Annotated in this window: 15 protein-coding genes; 6 read left to right on the top strand and 9 right to left on the bottom strand. The window is 61.1% G+C overall.

Annotated elements, in window-relative coordinates:
* Window positions 1-14 precede the first annotated feature (14 nt).
* Together AC07TV_RS16905 and AC07TV_RS16900 are read right to left on the bottom strand one after the other, a co-directional pair.
* Window positions 15-1,937, bottom strand: a complete 1,923-nt coding sequence (locus tag AC07TV_RS16905; RefSeq protein WP_494649530.1) for a PrkA family serine protein kinase — start codon at window positions 1,935-1,937, stop codon at window positions 15-17.
* Between the two features lie 141 nt (window positions 1,938-2,078).
* Entirely contained in the window at window positions 2,079-2,615 is a 537-nt protein-coding gene (locus tag AC07TV_RS16900; RefSeq protein ID WP_494649529.1) for an energy transducer TonB, read from the bottom strand.
* A gap of 79 nt (window positions 2,616-2,694) precedes the next feature.
* On the opposite strand from AC07TV_RS16900, the gene AC07TV_RS16895 reads away from it, so the two are divergent.
* Both AC07TV_RS16895 and AC07TV_RS16890 read left to right on the top strand, forming a co-directional pair.
* Window positions 2,695-3,681 carry an ankyrin repeat domain-containing protein gene (locus AC07TV_RS16895; protein ID WP_494649528.1) on the top strand — a complete coding sequence of 329 codons (987 nt, stop codon included), beginning with the start codon at window positions 2,695-2,697 and terminating at the stop codon, window positions 3,679-3,681.
* A 77-nt stretch (window positions 3,682-3,758) separates the two neighbouring features.
* The gene (locus AC07TV_RS16890) at window positions 3,759-4,097 is read left to right on the top strand and encodes a hypothetical protein (RefSeq protein ID WP_494649527.1); all 339 of its coding nucleotides are present in this window, start codon (window positions 3,759-3,761) and stop codon (window positions 4,095-4,097) included.
* 31 nt (window positions 4,098-4,128) lie between these two features.
* On the opposite strand, the gene AC07TV_RS16885 is transcribed toward AC07TV_RS16890, so the two are convergent.
* The 6 genes from AC07TV_RS16885 to AC07TV_RS16860 all read right to left on the bottom strand — a co-directional run bounded on the left by AC07TV_RS16885 (window position 4,129) and on the right by AC07TV_RS16860 (window position 11,354).
* Window positions 4,129-4,737: a response regulator transcription factor gene (locus tag AC07TV_RS16885; RefSeq protein WP_494649526.1), complete on the bottom strand. Its 609-nt coding sequence runs from the start codon at window positions 4,735-4,737 to the stop codon at window positions 4,129-4,131.
* Window positions 4,730-7,093 carry a PAS domain S-box protein gene (locus AC07TV_RS16880; RefSeq protein ID WP_494649525.1) on the bottom strand — a complete coding sequence of 788 codons (2,364 nt, stop codon included), beginning with the start codon at window positions 7,091-7,093 and terminating at the stop codon, window positions 4,730-4,732. Before AC07TV_RS16880 ends, AC07TV_RS16885 begins: the two co-directional genes overlap by 8 nt.
* A 42-nt stretch (window positions 7,094-7,135) precedes the next feature.
* Window positions 7,136-7,864, bottom strand: a complete 729-nt coding sequence (locus tag AC07TV_RS16875; RefSeq protein WP_494649524.1) for an LrgB family protein — start codon at window positions 7,862-7,864, stop codon at window positions 7,136-7,138.
* Window positions 7,861-8,220 carry a CidA/LrgA family protein gene (locus AC07TV_RS16870; protein WP_494649523.1) on the bottom strand — a complete coding sequence of 120 codons (360 nt, stop codon included), beginning with the start codon at window positions 8,218-8,220 and terminating at the stop codon, window positions 7,861-7,863. The genes AC07TV_RS16875 and AC07TV_RS16870 overlap by 4 nt, the downstream gene beginning before the upstream one ends.
* Window positions 8,221-8,330: 110 nt before the next feature.
* The gene (locus AC07TV_RS16865) at window positions 8,331-10,193 is read right to left on the bottom strand and encodes a diguanylate cyclase (protein ID WP_494649522.1); all 1,863 of its coding nucleotides are present in this window, start codon (window positions 10,191-10,193) and stop codon (window positions 8,331-8,333) included.
* Window positions 10,194-10,463: 270 nt separating this feature from the next.
* The gene (locus AC07TV_RS16860) at window positions 10,464-11,354 is read right to left on the bottom strand and encodes a LysR family transcriptional regulator (protein ID WP_494649521.1); all 891 of its coding nucleotides are present in this window, start codon (window positions 11,352-11,354) and stop codon (window positions 10,464-10,466) included.
* Window positions 11,355-11,465: 111 nt separating this feature from the next.
* Here AC07TV_RS16860 and AC07TV_RS16855 point away from each other — a divergent pair, with 111 nt between their 5' ends.
* Both AC07TV_RS16855 and AC07TV_RS16850 read left to right on the top strand, forming a co-directional pair.
* The gene (locus AC07TV_RS16855) at window positions 11,466-12,233 is read left to right on the top strand and encodes an SDR family NAD(P)-dependent oxidoreductase (protein ID WP_494649520.1); all 768 of its coding nucleotides are present in this window, start codon (window positions 11,466-11,468) and stop codon (window positions 12,231-12,233) included.
* Window positions 12,234-12,245: 12 nt separating this feature from the next.
* Entirely contained in the window at window positions 12,246-13,241 is a 996-nt protein-coding gene (locus AC07TV_RS16850) for an aldo/keto reductase (protein ID WP_494649519.1), read from the top strand.
* A 150-nt stretch (window positions 13,242-13,391) separates the two neighbouring features.
* Here AC07TV_RS16850 and aceB read toward each other — a convergent pair whose 3' ends face one another.
* Window positions 13,392-14,990, bottom strand: a complete 1,599-nt coding sequence (gene aceB / locus AC07TV_RS16845; RefSeq protein WP_494649518.1) for a malate synthase A — start codon at window positions 14,988-14,990, stop codon at window positions 13,392-13,394.
* 113 nt (window positions 14,991-15,103) lie between these two features.
* On the opposite strand from aceB, the gene AC07TV_RS16840 reads away from it, so the two are divergent.
* A complete protein-coding gene (locus AC07TV_RS16840; protein ID WP_494649517.1) occupies window positions 15,104-16,006 on the top strand; it encodes a LysR family transcriptional regulator in 903 nt (300 codons plus the stop codon).
* A gap of 7 nt (window positions 16,007-16,013) precedes the next feature.
* Window positions 16,014-16,367, top strand: coding sequence for a YbaN family protein (locus AC07TV_RS16835; protein WP_494649516.1), 354 nt, complete (start codon window positions 16,014-16,016; stop codon window positions 16,365-16,367).
* Window positions 16,368-16,439 lie beyond the last annotated feature (72 nt).

Below are 16,439 nucleotides of genomic sequence, written 5' to 3'. Positions count from 1 at the left end.
CCGCCTTTCCACCATCACGAAGACTTGCGAACCCGCAAGTACCAGTCGCAGAGCAGGCGAACCTGCTTCTCGGTGTAGCCCTTGCTGGTCATGCGCTCGACGAAGTCCTTGTGCTTCTTCTGCTCGTCGGCGCTGGCCTTGGTATTGAAGGAAATGACCGGGAGCAGCTCCTCGGTGTTCGAGAACATCTTCTTCTCGATGACCGCCCGCAATTTCTCGTAGCTCGTCCACGCCGGGTTCGTGCCGTCGTTCTTGGCCCTGGCGGGCAGCACGAAATTCACCACCTCGTTGCGGAAGTCCTTGGGGTTGCTGATGCCAGCCGGCTTCTCGATCTTCTCCAGTTCATCGTTGAGGGCGCCGCGGTCGAGCATTTCGCCGGTATTCGGGTCGCGGAACTCCTGATCCTGAATCCAGAAATCGGCATAGGTCACGTAGCGGTCGAAAATGTTCTGGCCGTATTCGGAATAGCTCTCCAGGTAGGCCGTCTGGATTTCCTTGCCGATGAATTCGGCGTAGCGCGGGCTGAGAAATTCCTTGAGGAAGCGCAGGTAGCGTTCCTCGATTTCGGGCTGGTACTGTTCCTGTTCGATCTGCTGCTCGAGCACGTACATCAGGTGCACCGGATTGGCCGCCACTTCGCGGTGATCGAAATTGAATACCTTGGACAGGATCTTGAAGGCGAAGCGGGTGGATAGCCCGGTCATGCCCTCGTCCACCCCGGCGAAGTCGCGGTATTCCTGATAGCTCTTGGCCTTGGGGTCAGTGTCCTTGAGATTCTCGCCGTCGTAGACCCGCATCTTGCTGTAGATGCTCGAATTCTCCGGCTCCTTGAGACGTGACAAGGCCGAGAACTGGGCCAGCATGCGCAGCGTGTCGGGGGCGCAGGGGGCGTTGGCCAGCGAAGAGTTGAAGAGCAGCTTTTCGTAAATGTGGATTTCGTCAGTGACACGCAGGCAGTACGGCACCTTGACGATGTAAATGCGGTCGAGGAAGGCCTCGTTGTTGCGATTGTTCTTGAAGGCCTGCCATTCCGCCTCGTTGGAGTGGGCCAGCACCAGACCGTCGAAGGGAATCGCACCAAAGCCCTCGGTGCCCTTGTAGTTCTGCTCCTGCGTGGCGGTGAGCAGGGGGTGCAGCACCTTGATCGGCGCCTTGAACATTTCGACGAATTCGAGAATGCCGCGATTGGCGACGCACAGACCGCCGGAGTACGAATAGGCATCCGGGTCATTCTGCGAATAGCTTTCCAGTTTGCGGATATCGATCTTGCCGACCAGCGATGAAATGTCCTGGTTATTCTCGTCGCCCGGCTCGGTCTTCGAGACAGCGATCTGGGAAAGCACGGAAGGGCGCAGCTTGACGACGCGGAACTTGGTGATGTCGCCGCCGAACTCATGCAGGCGCTTGACCGCCCACGGGCTCATGATGGTCCCGAGGTAACGCTTCGGAATGCCGAAATCCTCTTCCAGTATTTCGCCGTCCTCGAGAACGTTGAACAGGCCAAGCGGCGACTCATGGACCGGCGAATCCTTGATGGCGTAGAAAGGCACTTTCTCGATCAGGTATTTCAGGCGTTCGGCGAGCGACGACTTGCCGCCGCCAACCGGCCCCAGCAGATAGAGAATCTGCTTCTTCTCTTCCAGTCCCTGGGCAGCATGGCGGAAGTAGGAAACGATGTGCTCGATGACCTCTTCCATCCCATAGAACTCGCGGAAGGCCGGGTAGAGCTTGATCATCTTGTTGGCGAAGATCCGCGACAGGCGGGGGTCGAGCCGGGTATCGACAAGTTCGGGCTCGCCGATTGCGATGAGCATGCGTTCGGCGACACTGGCGTACGCGGTCTTGTCACTCTTGCACAGATCCAGATATTCCTGGACCGACATTTCCTCTTCCTGCTGAGCCTCGTAACGACTCTGGTAGCGGGCAAAGATCGACATGGCAGACTCCTTCCGGAAAATCCCTATCGTTGTTGATGCTTCCCTGAGTTTGAATGCGCTTCCCGCCAACGGTTCAATCTCTCTCGGTGCGCCAGGCATTGGCCCGCCGATCAAGCGCGCAACCGAGCCTCAGTCAGCCGATCAACGCAACCGGAAGCGCACCGGCAGAACAACCTGGCGCGGTGCGTCGGCCGGCAGCGATTGCAGCGAACGGACTGCGCGCAGGGCGGCGTCGTCGAGCAGCGGCTGGCCGCTGCCTTGTTCGACGCGGGCGGCGCTGACTTTGCCGGCTTCGTCGATGATGAGCAGGACGAGGACTTCGCCCTCTAGCCCGCGAGCGATGGCTTCGGCCGGGTAGAACTGGCCGGCGTTGTCGAGTTTCTTGAGGTGGTCGCGGACGGCCTGGGTCCAGGTTTTCTGGGCGCCGGTTTTTTCGGGCGGTTTTGCCAACGCTGGCCTGGGTGGCTTGGGCGTTGGCTCACTGGCCGGTTTGGGCTGCTCCGGCAGGCTGAGCGGTGGCGTTGCGGATGCGGCCGGGGGCGGGCGCAGCTCGGCATTCAGCGGTGCCACGGTCGACCGGAATTTTTGGCCAAAATTGAAATCCGGCAGCAGCGGCAAGAGATGCAGGGAGAGCGACAACGCCAGCGCCGCAAAAAGCCGGTAATCGATCCGGGTCATGAGAAAATGGGGGCTGGCCTGAGGCAATGGATACGCAATGAAACTAACTGTAAAACGACGGCTTGCCATGATAAGCGCGATGGGGTTTTTGCTGTCGGCTTCGGCGCCGGTTTTTTCGGCCGATGCCTTGCCCGACCCGGTGCGCTTCACTGTCAGCATGGAGCTCGGCGATGTAGGCCAGGCGGAAAGCTGGCTCGATGCCGGCCTGCCGCCTGATTTCATGGGCAGCCGGATCGGTTCGGGTCTGATGATCGGTGCCTGGGAGGGCAAGCCGGACCTCATGCGTCTGTTTCTGTCGCGTGGTGCCGATATCAACAAGCTCAATTCGAATGGCGAATCGGCGATTGCGCTGGCTGCCTGGCGCGGCAATCTGGATACGGTCAAATGGCTGCTGGAGCGCGGGGCGCGCATCAACGCCCCGGCCCGGCAATGGTCGGCGCTGCATTACGCGGTGTTCGCCGGGCGCAGCGACGTGGCCGATTTTCTGATCGATCAGGGGGCGGACATCAATGCCCTGAGCACCAACGGTTCGAGCGTGCTGATGATGGCGGTGTATGAAGGCCATCAGGGGCTGGCCCGCAAGCTGATCGAAAAGGGCGCCGACCGGATGCCGAAGAACGACTGGGGCGATGGTGCGCTGGAGTGGGCGATGCGCCACGACCGGCTGGAACTGGCGCGCATGGTGACCAATCCGGAAGAGTTCAACATCGCGGTCAGCCAGCCCAAGGAAAAATGGGGAGCGCCGGTGCGTTCGATGCGTAGTTCGAAGGAGCTCGAAGACTTGCTCAACATGCGCGAAAAGCTCGTCGAGCGGAACATGTCGACGGATGTCATCGACAAGCGCATCGCCACCGAACGGGTGCGCATCGTGCGCGCTGAAATGGATCGCCCGATGCCGGCACGGGCGGTGGCGATGGAAATCACCGCCAGCCGCAAAAAGCCGCAGGAGCAGTCGGCGACGATCGTCACCGACCAGAAAGGCAAGGCGGTTGGCTTCAAGGCGCCGCCGGCGACCTATTTCGGAACGCCGAAAATGCCGATCAAGGCGCCGGTCAGGAACTACTGATACTGGGCCTTTCCGGCCCGGATCAATTGCAAATCACGATCAGCTAATGCAGACTGCGTCGATCAACCGAGAGAGGAATGGGCATGCTTTACGTGGCAAGAGACAGCAAGGGCAATATTTGCGAAGCGCATCCGATGCCCCTCGGCGATGCCAGTGAAGCCTTGCCGGCCGATCATCCCGATGTCTTGCAGTTTATCCACGAACGCTGGCGGCAGAACGAGCTCCATGAACTTGACCGAGACTTTGTCCGGGTTATCGAAGACACGATCGAACTACTGATTGCCAAGGATCTGATCATGTTCACCGACCTGCCGCCCAAGGTGCAGGAAAAGCTGCTGCGCCGCAAGGAAGTTCGCCAGCTCAAGCATTACGAAGGCCACTTCGGCACCGGCGGCGACGACATCATCCCGCTTTGAGTGTCTGGCCCGGCGCGTCCGCCGCGCGTTTTCAGTTAACCGTCACCACGGCCTTGACCAGTTCGGCCAAGGTGCGCACACCCATTTTCTCCATGACCCGCGCCCGGTGGGCTTCGACGGTTTTCATGCTGATGTTGAGTTCGTCGGCGATCTGCTTGTTGAGCTTGCCGGCGACGACCAGTTTCATGACTTCGCTTTCGCGCTGGGTCAGCTGATCGAGGCGGTGGCTGATCGCCCCGTTGCGCTGGCGGCGGGCTGATAGCTGGGCGTCCAGCTCCAGGGCGCGGACGATGCGCGAGAGCAGATCCTCGTTGTGGAAGGGCTTTTCGATGAAATCGCAGGCACCGCGCTGCAGCGCCGAGACGGCCATCGGTACATCGCCGTGACCGGTGACGAAGATGACCGGCAATTCGGAGCCGAGAGCATCGAGCTTTTCATGCAGTTCAAGGCCGCTCATTTCCGGCATCCGCACATCGAGTATCAGGCAGCCGCGCATGTCGTCGCGGCGCGCCTTGAGAAAGCTCTCGGCCGAATCGAAGCAGGCCACAACGTAGCCTTCGCCCTCGAGCAGCCAGGTCATCGAGTCGCGCATGGCCTCGTCGTCATCGACGACGTAAATTGTCTGCGTCAGATCATTCATTGCTGTCCTCGCCTAACTCTTCGATCGGTACAGTGAAGTGGAACACGGTACCACCTTCGCGCCGTGGCTCGACCCACAGCCGCCCCTGGTGAAATTCGATGATCGAGCGGCAGATCGCCAGACCGATGCCCATGCCTTCGGCCTTGGTCGTGTAGAACGGCGCAAAAATCTTTTCGATGTCTTCTTCGGCCAGGCCGTGCCCCTGGTCGGCCACAGTGATTTCCAGCATCCGCTCGTCGACACGTCTCGCCTGCAGGGTCAGCAGCCGGCGCTCGACCGGCACGTCGCTCATCGCTTCGATGCCGTTCTTGAACAAATTGAGCAGCACCTGCTCGATCATGATGCGGTCGACGACGATTTTCGGCAAATTATCGGGCAGGTCGACGACGATCTGCGTGCCGGTGCGCTGGGCATCGATGTCGGCAAAGGCGCGCGTTTCATCGACCAGTTCTTCGAGGGCGATGGGTTGCCGGTTGGGGTCGCCCTTCTTCACCATGTCGCGCATGCGGCGGATGATCTTGCCGGCCCGCTCGGCCTGGTCCGAGGCCTTCTGCATGGCGGCGAGGATGTCATCGATGCGATAGTTGCCTGCCTGCATGCGCTTGACGCAACCGGCGCAGTAATTGGCGATGGCCGACAGCGGCTGGTTGAGTTCATGGGCCAGCGATGAGGCCATTTCGCCCATGGTGATCAGGCGCGAAGTCTGCTCGAGCCGCTTTTGCTGCTGCAGATTGACCTCATCGATATGCTTGCGGTCGGTGATGTCGGCGCCGATCTGGACGCGCACGGTACGCCCGTCGACCCAGCGGATGGCCCGTTCATGCAGGTGATACCAGTGGCCGGACAGGGTGTGCTGGAGTTCGCCGTCGAACAGCTCGCAGGGCAGTTCATCGGCGCCGATCTGCTGCGGGTCGCGGGCTAGCTGTTCAGGTGGCGGCCGGCAGGCGGCGGTAACCTGCGCCGAGTTCTGGCCGACCGCGTCGAAGCCGAAGATGTTCTGGAAGGCGCGGTTGGCAAAGAGGATTTCACCGGTCTGAACGTCGGCGACGTGCACCGCCGAGTCGAGGCCGTCGATGACCGTGACGAAGCGTTCATGGGCGCGTTCGAGTTCGACGCGCACCCGCTTCGGTTCGGTGATGTCGTTCATCGAGGCCATCCAGCCGATCTGCTGGCCATTAGTGCCGATCAGTGGTGAAAAGTAGAGGCGGACATCGAAGCGCTCGCCGCTCTTGCGCATGATGCGCATCTCGAAGCCACTGGCCGGCGCCTTACCGGCCAGGGCGGTGTCGATGTTGTTCTGCAGGCGATCGAATTCTTCTGGTGGCCAGTATGGGTAGGGCGGCTTGATGCCGACCAACTCGCTTTCGTCGAAGCCGGTCATCCGGCAGAAAGCGGCGTTGACGAAGGTGATCCGGCCTTCGAGATCGATGGCGCGGAGGCCGGTGATCAGCGATTGCGACATGGCTTGGCGGAAGGCGTAAGCGGTGCGCAGTTCCTCCTCGGTGTCGGCCCGATGCTGGGCGTGCCGGCGCAGCTGGATCAGCGTCACCGACGCGATCAAGGTCAGCACGATAATCAGCGCCGCTGGCACGAAGGGCAGCCAGGCGCCGCCGACGCGGTAGGCGACGATATTGAGGCCGAGGCGGTTGTTGGGCAGATCAAGGCTGATCTGGCCGGAAACCTGGCGGTCGGTCGGCTTGACCGACGAATTGCTGAGAACCTCGCGATTCTGCGCATCGACCACGGTCAGGCTGTAGCGGGTCGTGAACACGGTCGGCAGGGTGGTGCGCAGCAACGCTTCAATCGACTCGACGGCGATGAATGCGCCGAGGTCGGCACTGCCGCGCTGGACCGGCAGGATGATGTCGTGCGCCGGGCGTTGGGTGGCATCGCGGTAGTCGGCTGAAACGACCTCGGTGCGGACGCGCAAGGCTTTCTGCAGGGCGGCCAGACGCTCGCCGGTCAGTTGTTCGCCAACAAAGACAGCGGTTGATTCGTTGGGGGCAACCCACTCCACCTTGCCATCGGTATCGACCCAGATGATGGCCTGGATTTCCGGCGCCTCGCGCGCATAACGGCCGGCCTTGACCTGGAAGGCCTCGTAGGTGAGCTGCTTGAACTCCTGCTCGCGACCGAGTTCGCCGAGAAAATCCTGATGCGCATGCAGGCGGTTTTCGATGGTCCTTTCCGCCCAGTGCATGTCGCCCTCCAGGGCCGATCGGGCAGTGTCCAGTTCGCGCCACTGGAGCAGGGCGGTAAGGATCAGCATGGCCAGCGCGAAAACGCCAATCGCGACATAAGGTGCGAGCCAGAGTCGGGTATGTTTCGGCTGTGGAAGAGGGGGGCGCATGAGCATGGCCAAATTCTTCGCTGCCCGGGCGGCATCGGCCATAGGTACTTACCCTATGTTGATCAGATAAGCGGCGATCCAGGGCACGAGCAGGGCGGTGAGTGCGCCGTTCATGCCCATGGCCAGGGCGGCAAAGGCGCCGCTCTGCTCGTTGACCTGAAAGGCGCGAGCCGTGCCGATGCCGTGCGAGGCGATGCCGATGGCGAAGCCGCGGATGGCCGGGTCGCGCACCTTCATGGCGTCGAAGACGAAGCGCGCGCCAACAGCGCCGAGGATGCCGGTGACGATGACCAGCACGGCGGTCAGCGACGGAATGCCGCCGATCCGTTCGGCGATGCCCATGGCGATTGGCGTCGTCACCGACTTGGGGGCGAGCGAAAGCTGGGTCGAGTCGCTGGCGCCGAGCAGGCGGGCGACCAGCACGGCCGAGACGATGGCGGTCAGACTGCCGGCGAGCAGCCCGGCGAGCACCGGCAAGAGCATCGAGCGGACGCGCTTGAACTGCGTGTACAGCGGGATGGCCAGCGCGACGGTGGCCGGGCCGAGCAGAAAATGCACGAACTGGGCACCGGCGAAGTAGGTTTCGTACGATGTTGCGGTCAACGTCAAAAACAGCACCAAAATGAAAACGGCGATGAGCACCGGGTTGGCCAGCGGGTTGTTGCCAGAACGCCGGTAGAGGGCGAAGGCGGCCTGATAGGCAAGCAGCGTGACGGTCAGCCCGAGCAGCGGCGAGGCCGAGAGGTAGACCCAGATCTGGCTGATTTCCTGGGTCATGGCGTTTCTCCGGTGGCGGCCGGGTGGCGCTGGCAGAGTTTCATGACCAGCGCGGTGACGATCAGGGTGGCCAGCGTGCTGACCAGCAGCGAAACGAGCAGCGGCAGCCATTCGTCGGAGACCCGGTGGAGATGAACCATGATGCCGGTGCCGGCCGGGACGAAGAGCAGCGACAGGTGTTGCAGCAGATTCTGGCTGGTCGTCTGCAACTCTTCGCCGGGGCCGCCGCGCAGCACGAGGGCGACAAAGAGCATGAGCATGCCGATGACCGGGCCGGGGATGGGCAGACTGAGCGAGCGGGCGAGAACTTCGCCGGCCAACTGGAAAACGAGCAGGGCGGAGAGGGCGGAAATCACGGGCAGCCTCCAGAAAGAATCAGAAGGTTGCCAGTGTATTGCCTCAGTTAAGTTTTGATAACGGGTGAAAAAGTCGCTTTATCTTGTATCTGTGGTAATGGATAAAGTGTTCAGTATTCCTTGTTATCGCTCCACATCGCCGGATTGAAACGGACGACCCGATTGCGTCCCTGGTCCTTGGCCTGGTACATCGCGACGTCGGCAAACTTGACGGCCTGCCAGAAGGTGTCGCTGTCGGTCGGGAAATCGGCAATGCCGATCGAGATGGTCTTTTGCAGGGTGATGCCGGCGACCTGAACCTTGAGGCTTTCGACGGCGAGGCGGATTTTTTCAGCGACGTGGTCGGCGGCCTCGCCTTCGCTGTCGACCAGGATGATCAGGAATTCTTCACCGCCATAGCGAATGACCAGATCGGAAGCGCGCACCGACTGCTTGAGCAGCGAGGAGAGTGCTTTCAACACGGCATCGCCGGCATCGTGGCCATAGGTGTCGTTGACCATCTTGAAGTAGTCGAGATCGAGCATCAGGATGGCGACGTGGGTGCGTTTGCGGTGCACGCTGGAAACCAGTGTCTCGACGTATTCCTCGAGGAAGCGGCGGTTGTTGAGGCCGGTCATCGGGTCGCGCAGCGTCGAGTCACGCAGGTTTTCCATGAGCCGCTTAGTTTCGAGTACCGGTGCCGTTTCGCGCAGGTAAACGTTGATGAAGGGAATCTGGCTGAGTAATTCGGCTGATTTTTCCGGGGTCGTCATCAGCTGAACGACGCTGCCGACGGCACCCGACTGGATGACCGGGAAGCAGACATGACGGCGTTCGCCCAGTTCGGCCGGCGGCTGGAACGAGTAACAGATGCCCGGACTGCTGATGCTGTCGACGAGGTGGCCGGTGCGCCGAACACGGCAGGCTTCGGGGCGGATCAGAATCTGCGGGTCGCACCAGCGGCAGGTGTCGGCCATTTGGCCATCGACCATGATGGCTTTCATCTGCTTCTTGTTGCTGCTGACTTCGTAGAGCGAGAATTCCTGCAGCTTGAATTCCTCTTGCAGCGCGCCGGAAAGGCGCTGGTAGATCTCGTTCTTGACTTCATCTTCCTCGATGGCCTGCTTGAAGTGGGCTGCCTTGGTCAGTCCGTCGACCATGTCGATGGTCGCTGTCAGCAGGTTTTCACCGGGGGCCGGGGTGCGTTCGGTGAGACGGGCGACATTGGTGCCGATGCGGTTGAGGCCGTCGTCGAGGAAGGTCAGCAAGCGGTTCATGTCGGTCGCGATCTGGCCGATTTCGTCGTTGGTCTTCTTCTCGACATGCGCCTTGAAATCGCCGCGCAGGGCACGTTGAACGGCATCTTCGACGGCGTTGGCGGTATCCGAAATGGGGCGCAACAGGCGGCGCAGCAACAAAACGAGCAGTAGCGCGAAGAAGGCGACGACGAGGCCGATGCCGGCCACCGTAATCAGTGCTTTCTCGCGCAAACCTTCGATCGACATGCTCATGCTGACGGCGCCAAGTACAGCGCCTTCGCTGACCTGGTGGCATTGCAGGCAGTTCGGATTGCCACTGGCCGTGGCGATATAGGGAATGATGCCGCGGAAGACGGTTTCATCGCCTTGGGTGATGACCTCGAAGCGGGGCTTCCCTTCCTTGAGAACCTGCCGTTCCAGATCATCGACGGCGGCCTCCTGGATCAGACCCTTGCCAAATTGTTTTTCGACTTCGGTCGAGCGGATGACGCGCGCCGACTTCAGTCCCTGGACTTCGACCAGGCGGCGCAGAAAGCTCTCGCGCTTGTCGATGACGCCGTTGATCATCGATTCCGTCAAGTGCACGCGGACGATTTCACCGGCGGTCCGGATGTGATCCGTCGCCGAGGCAATGGAGAAGTTGCGGAAAGCGTACAGGCTGATGGCGAGGAGTACGGCCAGCAAGCCGGCAAAAATACTGACAAAAAAGAAAGTGACTTTTGCGTTGAGATTCACGGCAGTGATTTCCGGACGGGGAATTTTTCAGTGCGTGATTATGGCTTACGGAATATTTCGGGCAATCCAGACTAATACGATTTGACTAAGAGATGGCAGGTTGTTTGATCAAGGTCAACTTGGACGGCGGCAGAGAACGTCCAAGGCCTTGAATATCATCAAAAAGTGATGAATCGGATTTCATTTTTGGCCGATTTTTCCGGTTGACCGTAGGAGTTGGCTACTTGCGTCCCGGACTCCCTCGCTGCTCACGGGATTGTCCTGGCAGGGTCAGGGCAATATCCGCAGCATGTCGACAAAGGCTTTCAAGCCAGCCGGCATCAGCTTGCGGCTCGGGTAGTACAGGTAAAAGCCGGGGATTTCCGGGCACCAGTCGTCAAGCACTGTTTTCAGCCGGCCGTCGGCTACTGGCGCCGCCGCATACTGGGCATATACATAGGCCAGCCCGAGGCCTTGTTCTGCGGCCGTGATCATCAGCGGCATTTGGCCGACGGCAACCGGCCCGTCGACTTCGATTTCAAACTGCTCGCTATCGCGGGCAAATTCCCAGCGATAAAAACTGCCGTTGGGGAAACGGATGCGAATGCAGCGGTGTTGCTGCAATTCGCGCGGGCAAACTGGTGTGCCGTGTGCCGCCAGATAGTCGGGCGAGGCAACCACGACAAAACGCTGGGCCGGGCCGAGCGGCACGGCGACCATATCCTGCTGCAGACTTTCGCCGAAGCGAACGCCGGCATCGAAGCCGGTGGCGACGATATCGACGAAGGCATCATCGGCCACCAATTCGACGCGCATGCCCGGGTTGGCTCCCAGAAAGCGCCCGAGCATCGGCGCCAGGACCAGCTCGCAAGCGGCACGCGGCGCGTTGATGCGCAGCGTGCCGAGTGGCGAATCGCGAAAGGCATTGACCTCGTCCAGCGCGCCGTGGATGTCCTGCAAGGCGGGCGACAGCCGGTCGAGCAGGCGTTGGCCGGCCTCGGTCGGCGCCACACTGCGCGTTGTCCGGTTGAGCAGACGGACGCCGAGCCGGGCTTCCAGACCGCGCAAGGCATGGCTCAGGGCTGACGGCGAAACGCCAAGTTCGGTGGCTGCCTTGCGAAAGCTGCGCAAGCGCGCCACGGCGGCAAATGACTGGAGATCGGCAAGACTGGCGGGGTTCATGATTGGTGAGAATAGCTCAATAGCTTATCAAACAATATGCGGATTGTTGCACAGTGGGCCCGGGAGTAGGCTGCTTGCTGTCATATCCCCAACCCCGCAATGGAGAACAACATGCAAAATATTCTGGCCGACCTGTCGGGCAAAACCATCCTCGTTACTGGTGCTTCGTCCGGCATTGGCGCCGCCACCGCCCTGGCGCTTGGTCGGGCCGGGACCAAGGTGGCGCTGGCCGCCCGCCGTCTGGATGCGCTGGAAAATCTGGTGATGCAGATTCGCGCTGCCGGCGGCGACGCCATCGCCATTCGCACCGACGTCACCGTCGAAGCCGATATCCAGAACGCCGTGGCGACGACCGTCGCCCACTTTGGCAGACTGGACGGTGCCTTCAACAACGCCGGCGTGCTGGGCAAGGTGGCACCCATCCACGAATTGACCAGCGCCGATTTCGCCGAAGTCATGCAGGCCAACGTATACGGCGTGTTCTGGTCGCTCAAATACGAAATGGCCGCGATGCTGAAAACCGGCGGCGGGTCCATCGTCAATACCGCTTCCGTCGTCGCCCAGATCGGTTTTGCCAATTTTTCACCTTACACGGCCAGCAAGCATGCCGTACTCGGGCTGACCCGCAGTGCGGCGCTCGAAGGTTTCCAGCAGGGCATCCGGGTCAATGCGGTCAATCCCGGTCCTGTCGTCACGCCGATGGCCGAAATCGGCTTCGGCGGTCTGGAAAATCTGGAAGCCACGCTCAAGACCAGCCCGGCGGGCCGTCCCGGTCAGCCCGAGGAAATCGCCAACCCCGTGCTCTTCCTGCTTTCTTCGGCGGCCAGCTACATTAATGGCCAAGGCTTCGCCATCGATGGCGGCTACACCGTTCAGTAAAGGGCCATCAACATGCAAACACGCTTTCTTGGTCCGCAGCAGCAACCTGTCTCCGCCATCGGACTCGGCTGCATGGGGATGAGCGAGTTCTACGGCGCCAGCGACGATGCCGAATCCCTGCGCACGCTGGCCCGGGCGCTCGAGCTCGGTATCAATTTCTTCGACAGCGCCGACACCTACGGCTTTGGCCACAACGAGAGCCTGCTCGCCCGTTTTCTCAAGGAAGGCGGCCCGACACGCCGGCAACAGGTGGTGATTGCCAGCAAGTTCGGCATTGTCCGCCAGCCCGGCACGTACGAGCGGCACGTCGACAACAGCCCGGCCTACATCCGGAACGCCTGCGACGCCTCGCTGCAACGCCTCGGCGTTGAGCAGATCGACCTCTATTACTGCCATCGACGCAACCCGGAAGTGCCCATCGAGGAAACGGTGGCTGCCATGGCCGACCTGGTCGCAGCTGGGAAAGTCTGCCAGATCGGTCTTTCCGAAGTCTCTGCCAGGACGTTGCGGCAAGCTAGCGCCGTGCATCCGATCGCCGCCGTGCAAAGCGAATATTCGTTATGGACGCGTGATCCTGAGCGCGACATGCTCGCTACCTGTGCTGAGCTGGACACGACTTTTGTCGCCTACAGCCCGCTTGGTCGCGCCTTTCTGACCGGTACGGTCAAGCCAGAGGAGCTGGCCGACAATGATTTCCGCAAAACCAATCCGCGTTTTCAGGGCGAAGCCGAACACGCCAACCGACTGCTTGTTGAACAACTTGCTGCCTTCGCCTCGGCGCGTGGCCTGAGCAATGCCCAAGTCGCCCTGGCATGGCTGCTCTGCAAACATCCGCACGTCATCCCCATTCCGGGCACCCGACGTATCGCCTACCTCGAACAAAATGCTGAAGCCGCCAACCTCACTTTGAGCTCGTCGGAAATCGCCGAGCTTGATCGGCTTTTCGATCCGGCCCAGGTCGCCGGCCGGCGCTATCCGGATGCCGGTATGGTGGGGCTTGAGTCATAGGAAGCGGCTCGGCTCTCGGTACTCAAATGGCGAACGGAGTTGCCTTCTAAGCGCATCCGGGTCAACAAAAAACGCCGGGTTTTCCCGGCGCTTTTCTTCCAGCTTCTCTGTCGGAGTCGGGTGTCTGCGCACCGTGTTCCGGGTACCGCTTTACTCCATTGCCTCGTACAGCGGCAGGGTCAGGAATTCCGGGTATTCCGGGGTCAGCGACATCTTGTCGAAGATTTCGGCGGCCTGGTCGTAGGTTGCCGTGTCTTCGCCCTGGGCGGTAACGGTGACCTTAACCTTGGCCAGTTCCTCGGCGATCATCGGGCGGACCATTTCTTCGGTGACCTTGCGGCCGTCGTCGAGGATACCCTTCGGCGAAACCACCCACTGCCACACTTGCGAGCGGGAGATTTCGGCGGTGGCCGCATCTTCCATCAGGTTGTGGATGGGCACGCAGCCGTTGCCGGCCAGCCAGGAGCCGAGGTAATGGATGCCGACGTTGATGTTGTTGCGCAGGCCGGCTTCGGTGATCGGAGTTTCCTGCTTGAAATCGAGCCACTGGGCCGGGCCGAACTTGCCTTCGACCTGCTTTTCGAACTGGTTCGGCTTGTCGCCGAGGACCTTGACGAACTCTTCCATGGCGATCGGCACGAGGCCCGGGTGGGCCACCCAGCCGCCGTCGTAGCCGTCATTGGCGTCGCGGGTCTTGTCGTGGCGGATGCCGGCCAGGGCCTTTTCGTTGGCGACCGGGTCGTTCTTGATCGGGATCAGGGCCGACATGCCGCCCATCGCCGGGGCGCCGCGCTTGTGGCAAGCCTGCACCAGAGCCAGGGCGTAGGAGCGCATGAAGGGCACTTCCATGGTGATGGCGCTGCGCTGGGCCAGGCAGAAGTCCTTGTTCTTCTTGAACTTCTTGATGCAGCTGAAAATGTAGTCCCAGCGACCGGCGTTCAAACCAGCCGAGTGTTCGCGCAGTTCGTAGAGGATTTCTTCCATCTCGAAGGTGGCGAGGATGGTTTCGACCAGCACGGTGGCCTTGATGGTGCCTTGCGGCAGGCCGATGTGGTCCTGGGCCATGACGAAGATGTCGTTCCACAGGCGGGCTTCGAGGTGGCTTTCCATCTTCGGCAGGTAGAAGAAGGGGCCGGCGCCGCGGGCGATCTGTTCCTTGGCATTGTGGAAGAAGACGACGGCGAAGTCGAAGATGCCGCCGCCGACGCGCTGGCCGTCAACGAGCACGTGCTTTTCGTCGAGGTGCCAGCCACGCGGACGGATCTGCAGGGTGGCGATCTTGTCGTTGAGCTTGTATTCCTTGCCGTTCTCGCCCTTGAACGAGAGTTCGCGGCGGATCGCCTTGTACAGGTTGATCTGACCCTGGATCTGGTTGTCCCAGTTCGGGGAATTCGAATCCTCGAAGTCGGTCATGTAGGAATCAGCGCCGGAGTTGAAAGCGTTGATGATCATCTTGGCTTCGACCGGGCCGGTGATTTCAACGCGACGGCAGTGCAGGGCTGGCGGCACCGGGGCGACCTTCCAGTCGCCGGCGCGGATGTGGGCCGTTTCCGGCAGGAAGTCGGGCATTTCACCGGCATCGATGCGGGCCTGGCGGGCAACGCGGGCCTTGAGCAGTTCCTGGCGACGGGCTTCGAAGGCGCGGTGCAACTTGGCGACCAGTTCGAGGGCTTCGAAGGTGAGAACGGATTCGTAACCCGGCTTGATCGGACCGGTAATTTGCACGCCTTGCGGTAGATTGAGGGCCATGAGGAACTCCTGTGTGAAGGATGAATGAATGCTGCGATGCAATGAATTCTATGACTCTTCTATAAGACTTGAAAGACGGATAGAATCAATTCATCTTTTACTTCAGGTATCAAATGGACCGCCTAAAACAGATTGAAGCCTTTGTTTCGGCCGCTACTCGGGGCAGTCTTTCCGCGGCAGCGCGGGTTGAGGGCGTCACGCCGGCGGTTATCGGCCGGCGGCTTGATGCGCTCGAAGCGCGGCTCGGCGTCAAACTATTGCTGCGCACCACGCGCAAGCTGACCATTACTTTCGAGGGCCAGGCGTTTCTCGAAGATTGCCAGAAAACGCTCAATGATCTGGCTAATGCCGAGGCTGCGGTATCGCTGGGCAGCGTGCGGGCCAGCGGTCAGTTACGGGTCTCGGCGCCATCCGGCTTCGGGCGACAGCATGTCGCGCCACTGGTCGGCGATTTCATGCTGGCCAACCCGGAAGTGCGGGTCAATCTGAACTTGAGCGACCGGCTGGTTGATCTGGTCAACGAAAACATCGACTGCGCCATCCGTATCGGCGAACTGACCGATTCCAGCCTGATCAGCGTCCGCCTCGGCGAGATGCGCCGGATGGTCGTCGCCAGCCCGGCCTACTTGGTCGCCCACGGCGTCCCACGCCAGCCGGCCGATCTGGCCAACCACGAATGCCTGTCGCTCGGCCAGCAGCGCGGTTGGGTCTTTCGCGATCCGGATAGCAATCAGGTCGATACCATCAAGGTCGGCGGCAGTTTCGAATGCAACGATGGCGCGGTCCTGCACGAATGGGCGCTGGCCGGCCGCGGCCTGGCCTGGCGTTCGCTCTGGGAGGTTGGGCAGGATTTGAAGGAGGGCCGGCTGACCTCGGTACTCGACGCCTGGCAGGCGCCGCCGATGGGCATCTACGCCGTCTTTCCACAACGCCGACATTTGCCGCTGCGGGTCAGGCTGTTTATCGATCTGCTCAAGGAAACCTACAGCCGGCCGAGTTATTGGGAACTGCGCTGAGGTTGCCATGAAAACCCCCGTCTATCGTGGCCTTGGTGTCCTTTGTGTCGTGCTCGGCGTGATCGGTGCCGTGCTGCCCCTGCTGCCGACAACGCCTTTCCTGATCCTCGCCGCCTATTTCTTCGCCCGCTCGCATCCGGAATGGGAGGCCAGGCTGCTGGCGCACCCGAGCGCCGGGCCGGCCATTCGTGCCTGGCGCGACCATGGCGCCATTCCTCTCGTTGCCAAGCGGCTGGCGACGGTTCTCATGGCGATCAGCGCCATCGGCGGCTGGTTTGGCCTGCCGGAGCCATGGTGCTATGTGCCGCTGGTAGTTGCCGTTACGGTGTTGAGCTGGATGTGGACGCGGCCATCGGTTTGAGCATTTCAATTTTGGCCGTTTTTTCGGGTTGACCGTAACAGTCGCTTCTCACAACGAAAAAGGCCGACACCT

Source organism: Azonexus sp. GW821-FHT04F04, assembly GCF_059420025.1.
This window is presented reverse-complemented; position numbering and strand designations above follow the sequence as displayed.

Excerpts from the sequence above, each read along its gene's own strand:
- AC07TV_RS16905 (WP_494649530.1), bottom strand. The coding sequence starts at position 1,937 with ATGTCGATCTTTGCCCGCTACCAGAGTCGTTACGAGGCTCAGCAGGAA.
- AC07TV_RS16900 (WP_494649529.1), bottom strand. The coding sequence starts at position 2,615 with ATGACCCGGATCGATTACCGGCTTTTTGCGGCGCTGGCGTTGTCGCTC.
- AC07TV_RS16895 (WP_494649528.1), top strand. The coding sequence starts at position 2,695 with ATGGGGTTTTTGCTGTCGGCTTCGGCGCCGGTTTTTTCGGCCGATGCC.
- AC07TV_RS16890 (WP_494649527.1), top strand. The coding sequence starts at position 3,759 with ATGGGCATGCTTTACGTGGCAAGAGACAGCAAGGGCAATATTTGCGAA.
- AC07TV_RS16885 (WP_494649526.1), bottom strand. The coding sequence starts at position 4,737 with ATGAATGATCTGACGCAGACAATTTACGTCGTCGATGACGACGAGGCC.
- AC07TV_RS16880 (WP_494649525.1), bottom strand. The coding sequence starts at position 7,093 with ATGCTCATGCGCCCCCCTCTTCCACAGCCGAAACATACCCGACTCTGG.
- AC07TV_RS16875 (WP_494649524.1), bottom strand. The coding sequence starts at position 7,864 with ATGACCCAGGAAATCAGCCAGATCTGGGTCTACCTCTCGGCCTCGCCG.
- AC07TV_RS16860 (WP_494649521.1), bottom strand. The coding sequence starts at position 11,354 with ATGAACCCCGCCAGTCTTGCCGATCTCCAGTCATTTGCCGCCGTGGCG.
- AC07TV_RS16855 (WP_494649520.1), top strand. The coding sequence starts at position 11,466 with ATGCAAAATATTCTGGCCGACCTGTCGGGCAAAACCATCCTCGTTACT.
- AC07TV_RS16850 (WP_494649519.1), top strand. The coding sequence starts at position 12,246 with ATGCAAACACGCTTTCTTGGTCCGCAGCAGCAACCTGTCTCCGCCATC.
- aceB (WP_494649518.1), bottom strand. The coding sequence starts at position 14,990 with ATGGCCCTCAATCTACCGCAAGGCGTGCAAATTACCGGTCCGATCAAG.
- AC07TV_RS16840 (WP_494649517.1), top strand. The coding sequence starts at position 15,104 with ATGGACCGCCTAAAACAGATTGAAGCCTTTGTTTCGGCCGCTACTCGG.
- AC07TV_RS16835 (WP_494649516.1), top strand. The coding sequence starts at position 16,014 with ATGAAAACCCCCGTCTATCGTGGCCTTGGTGTCCTTTGTGTCGTGCTC.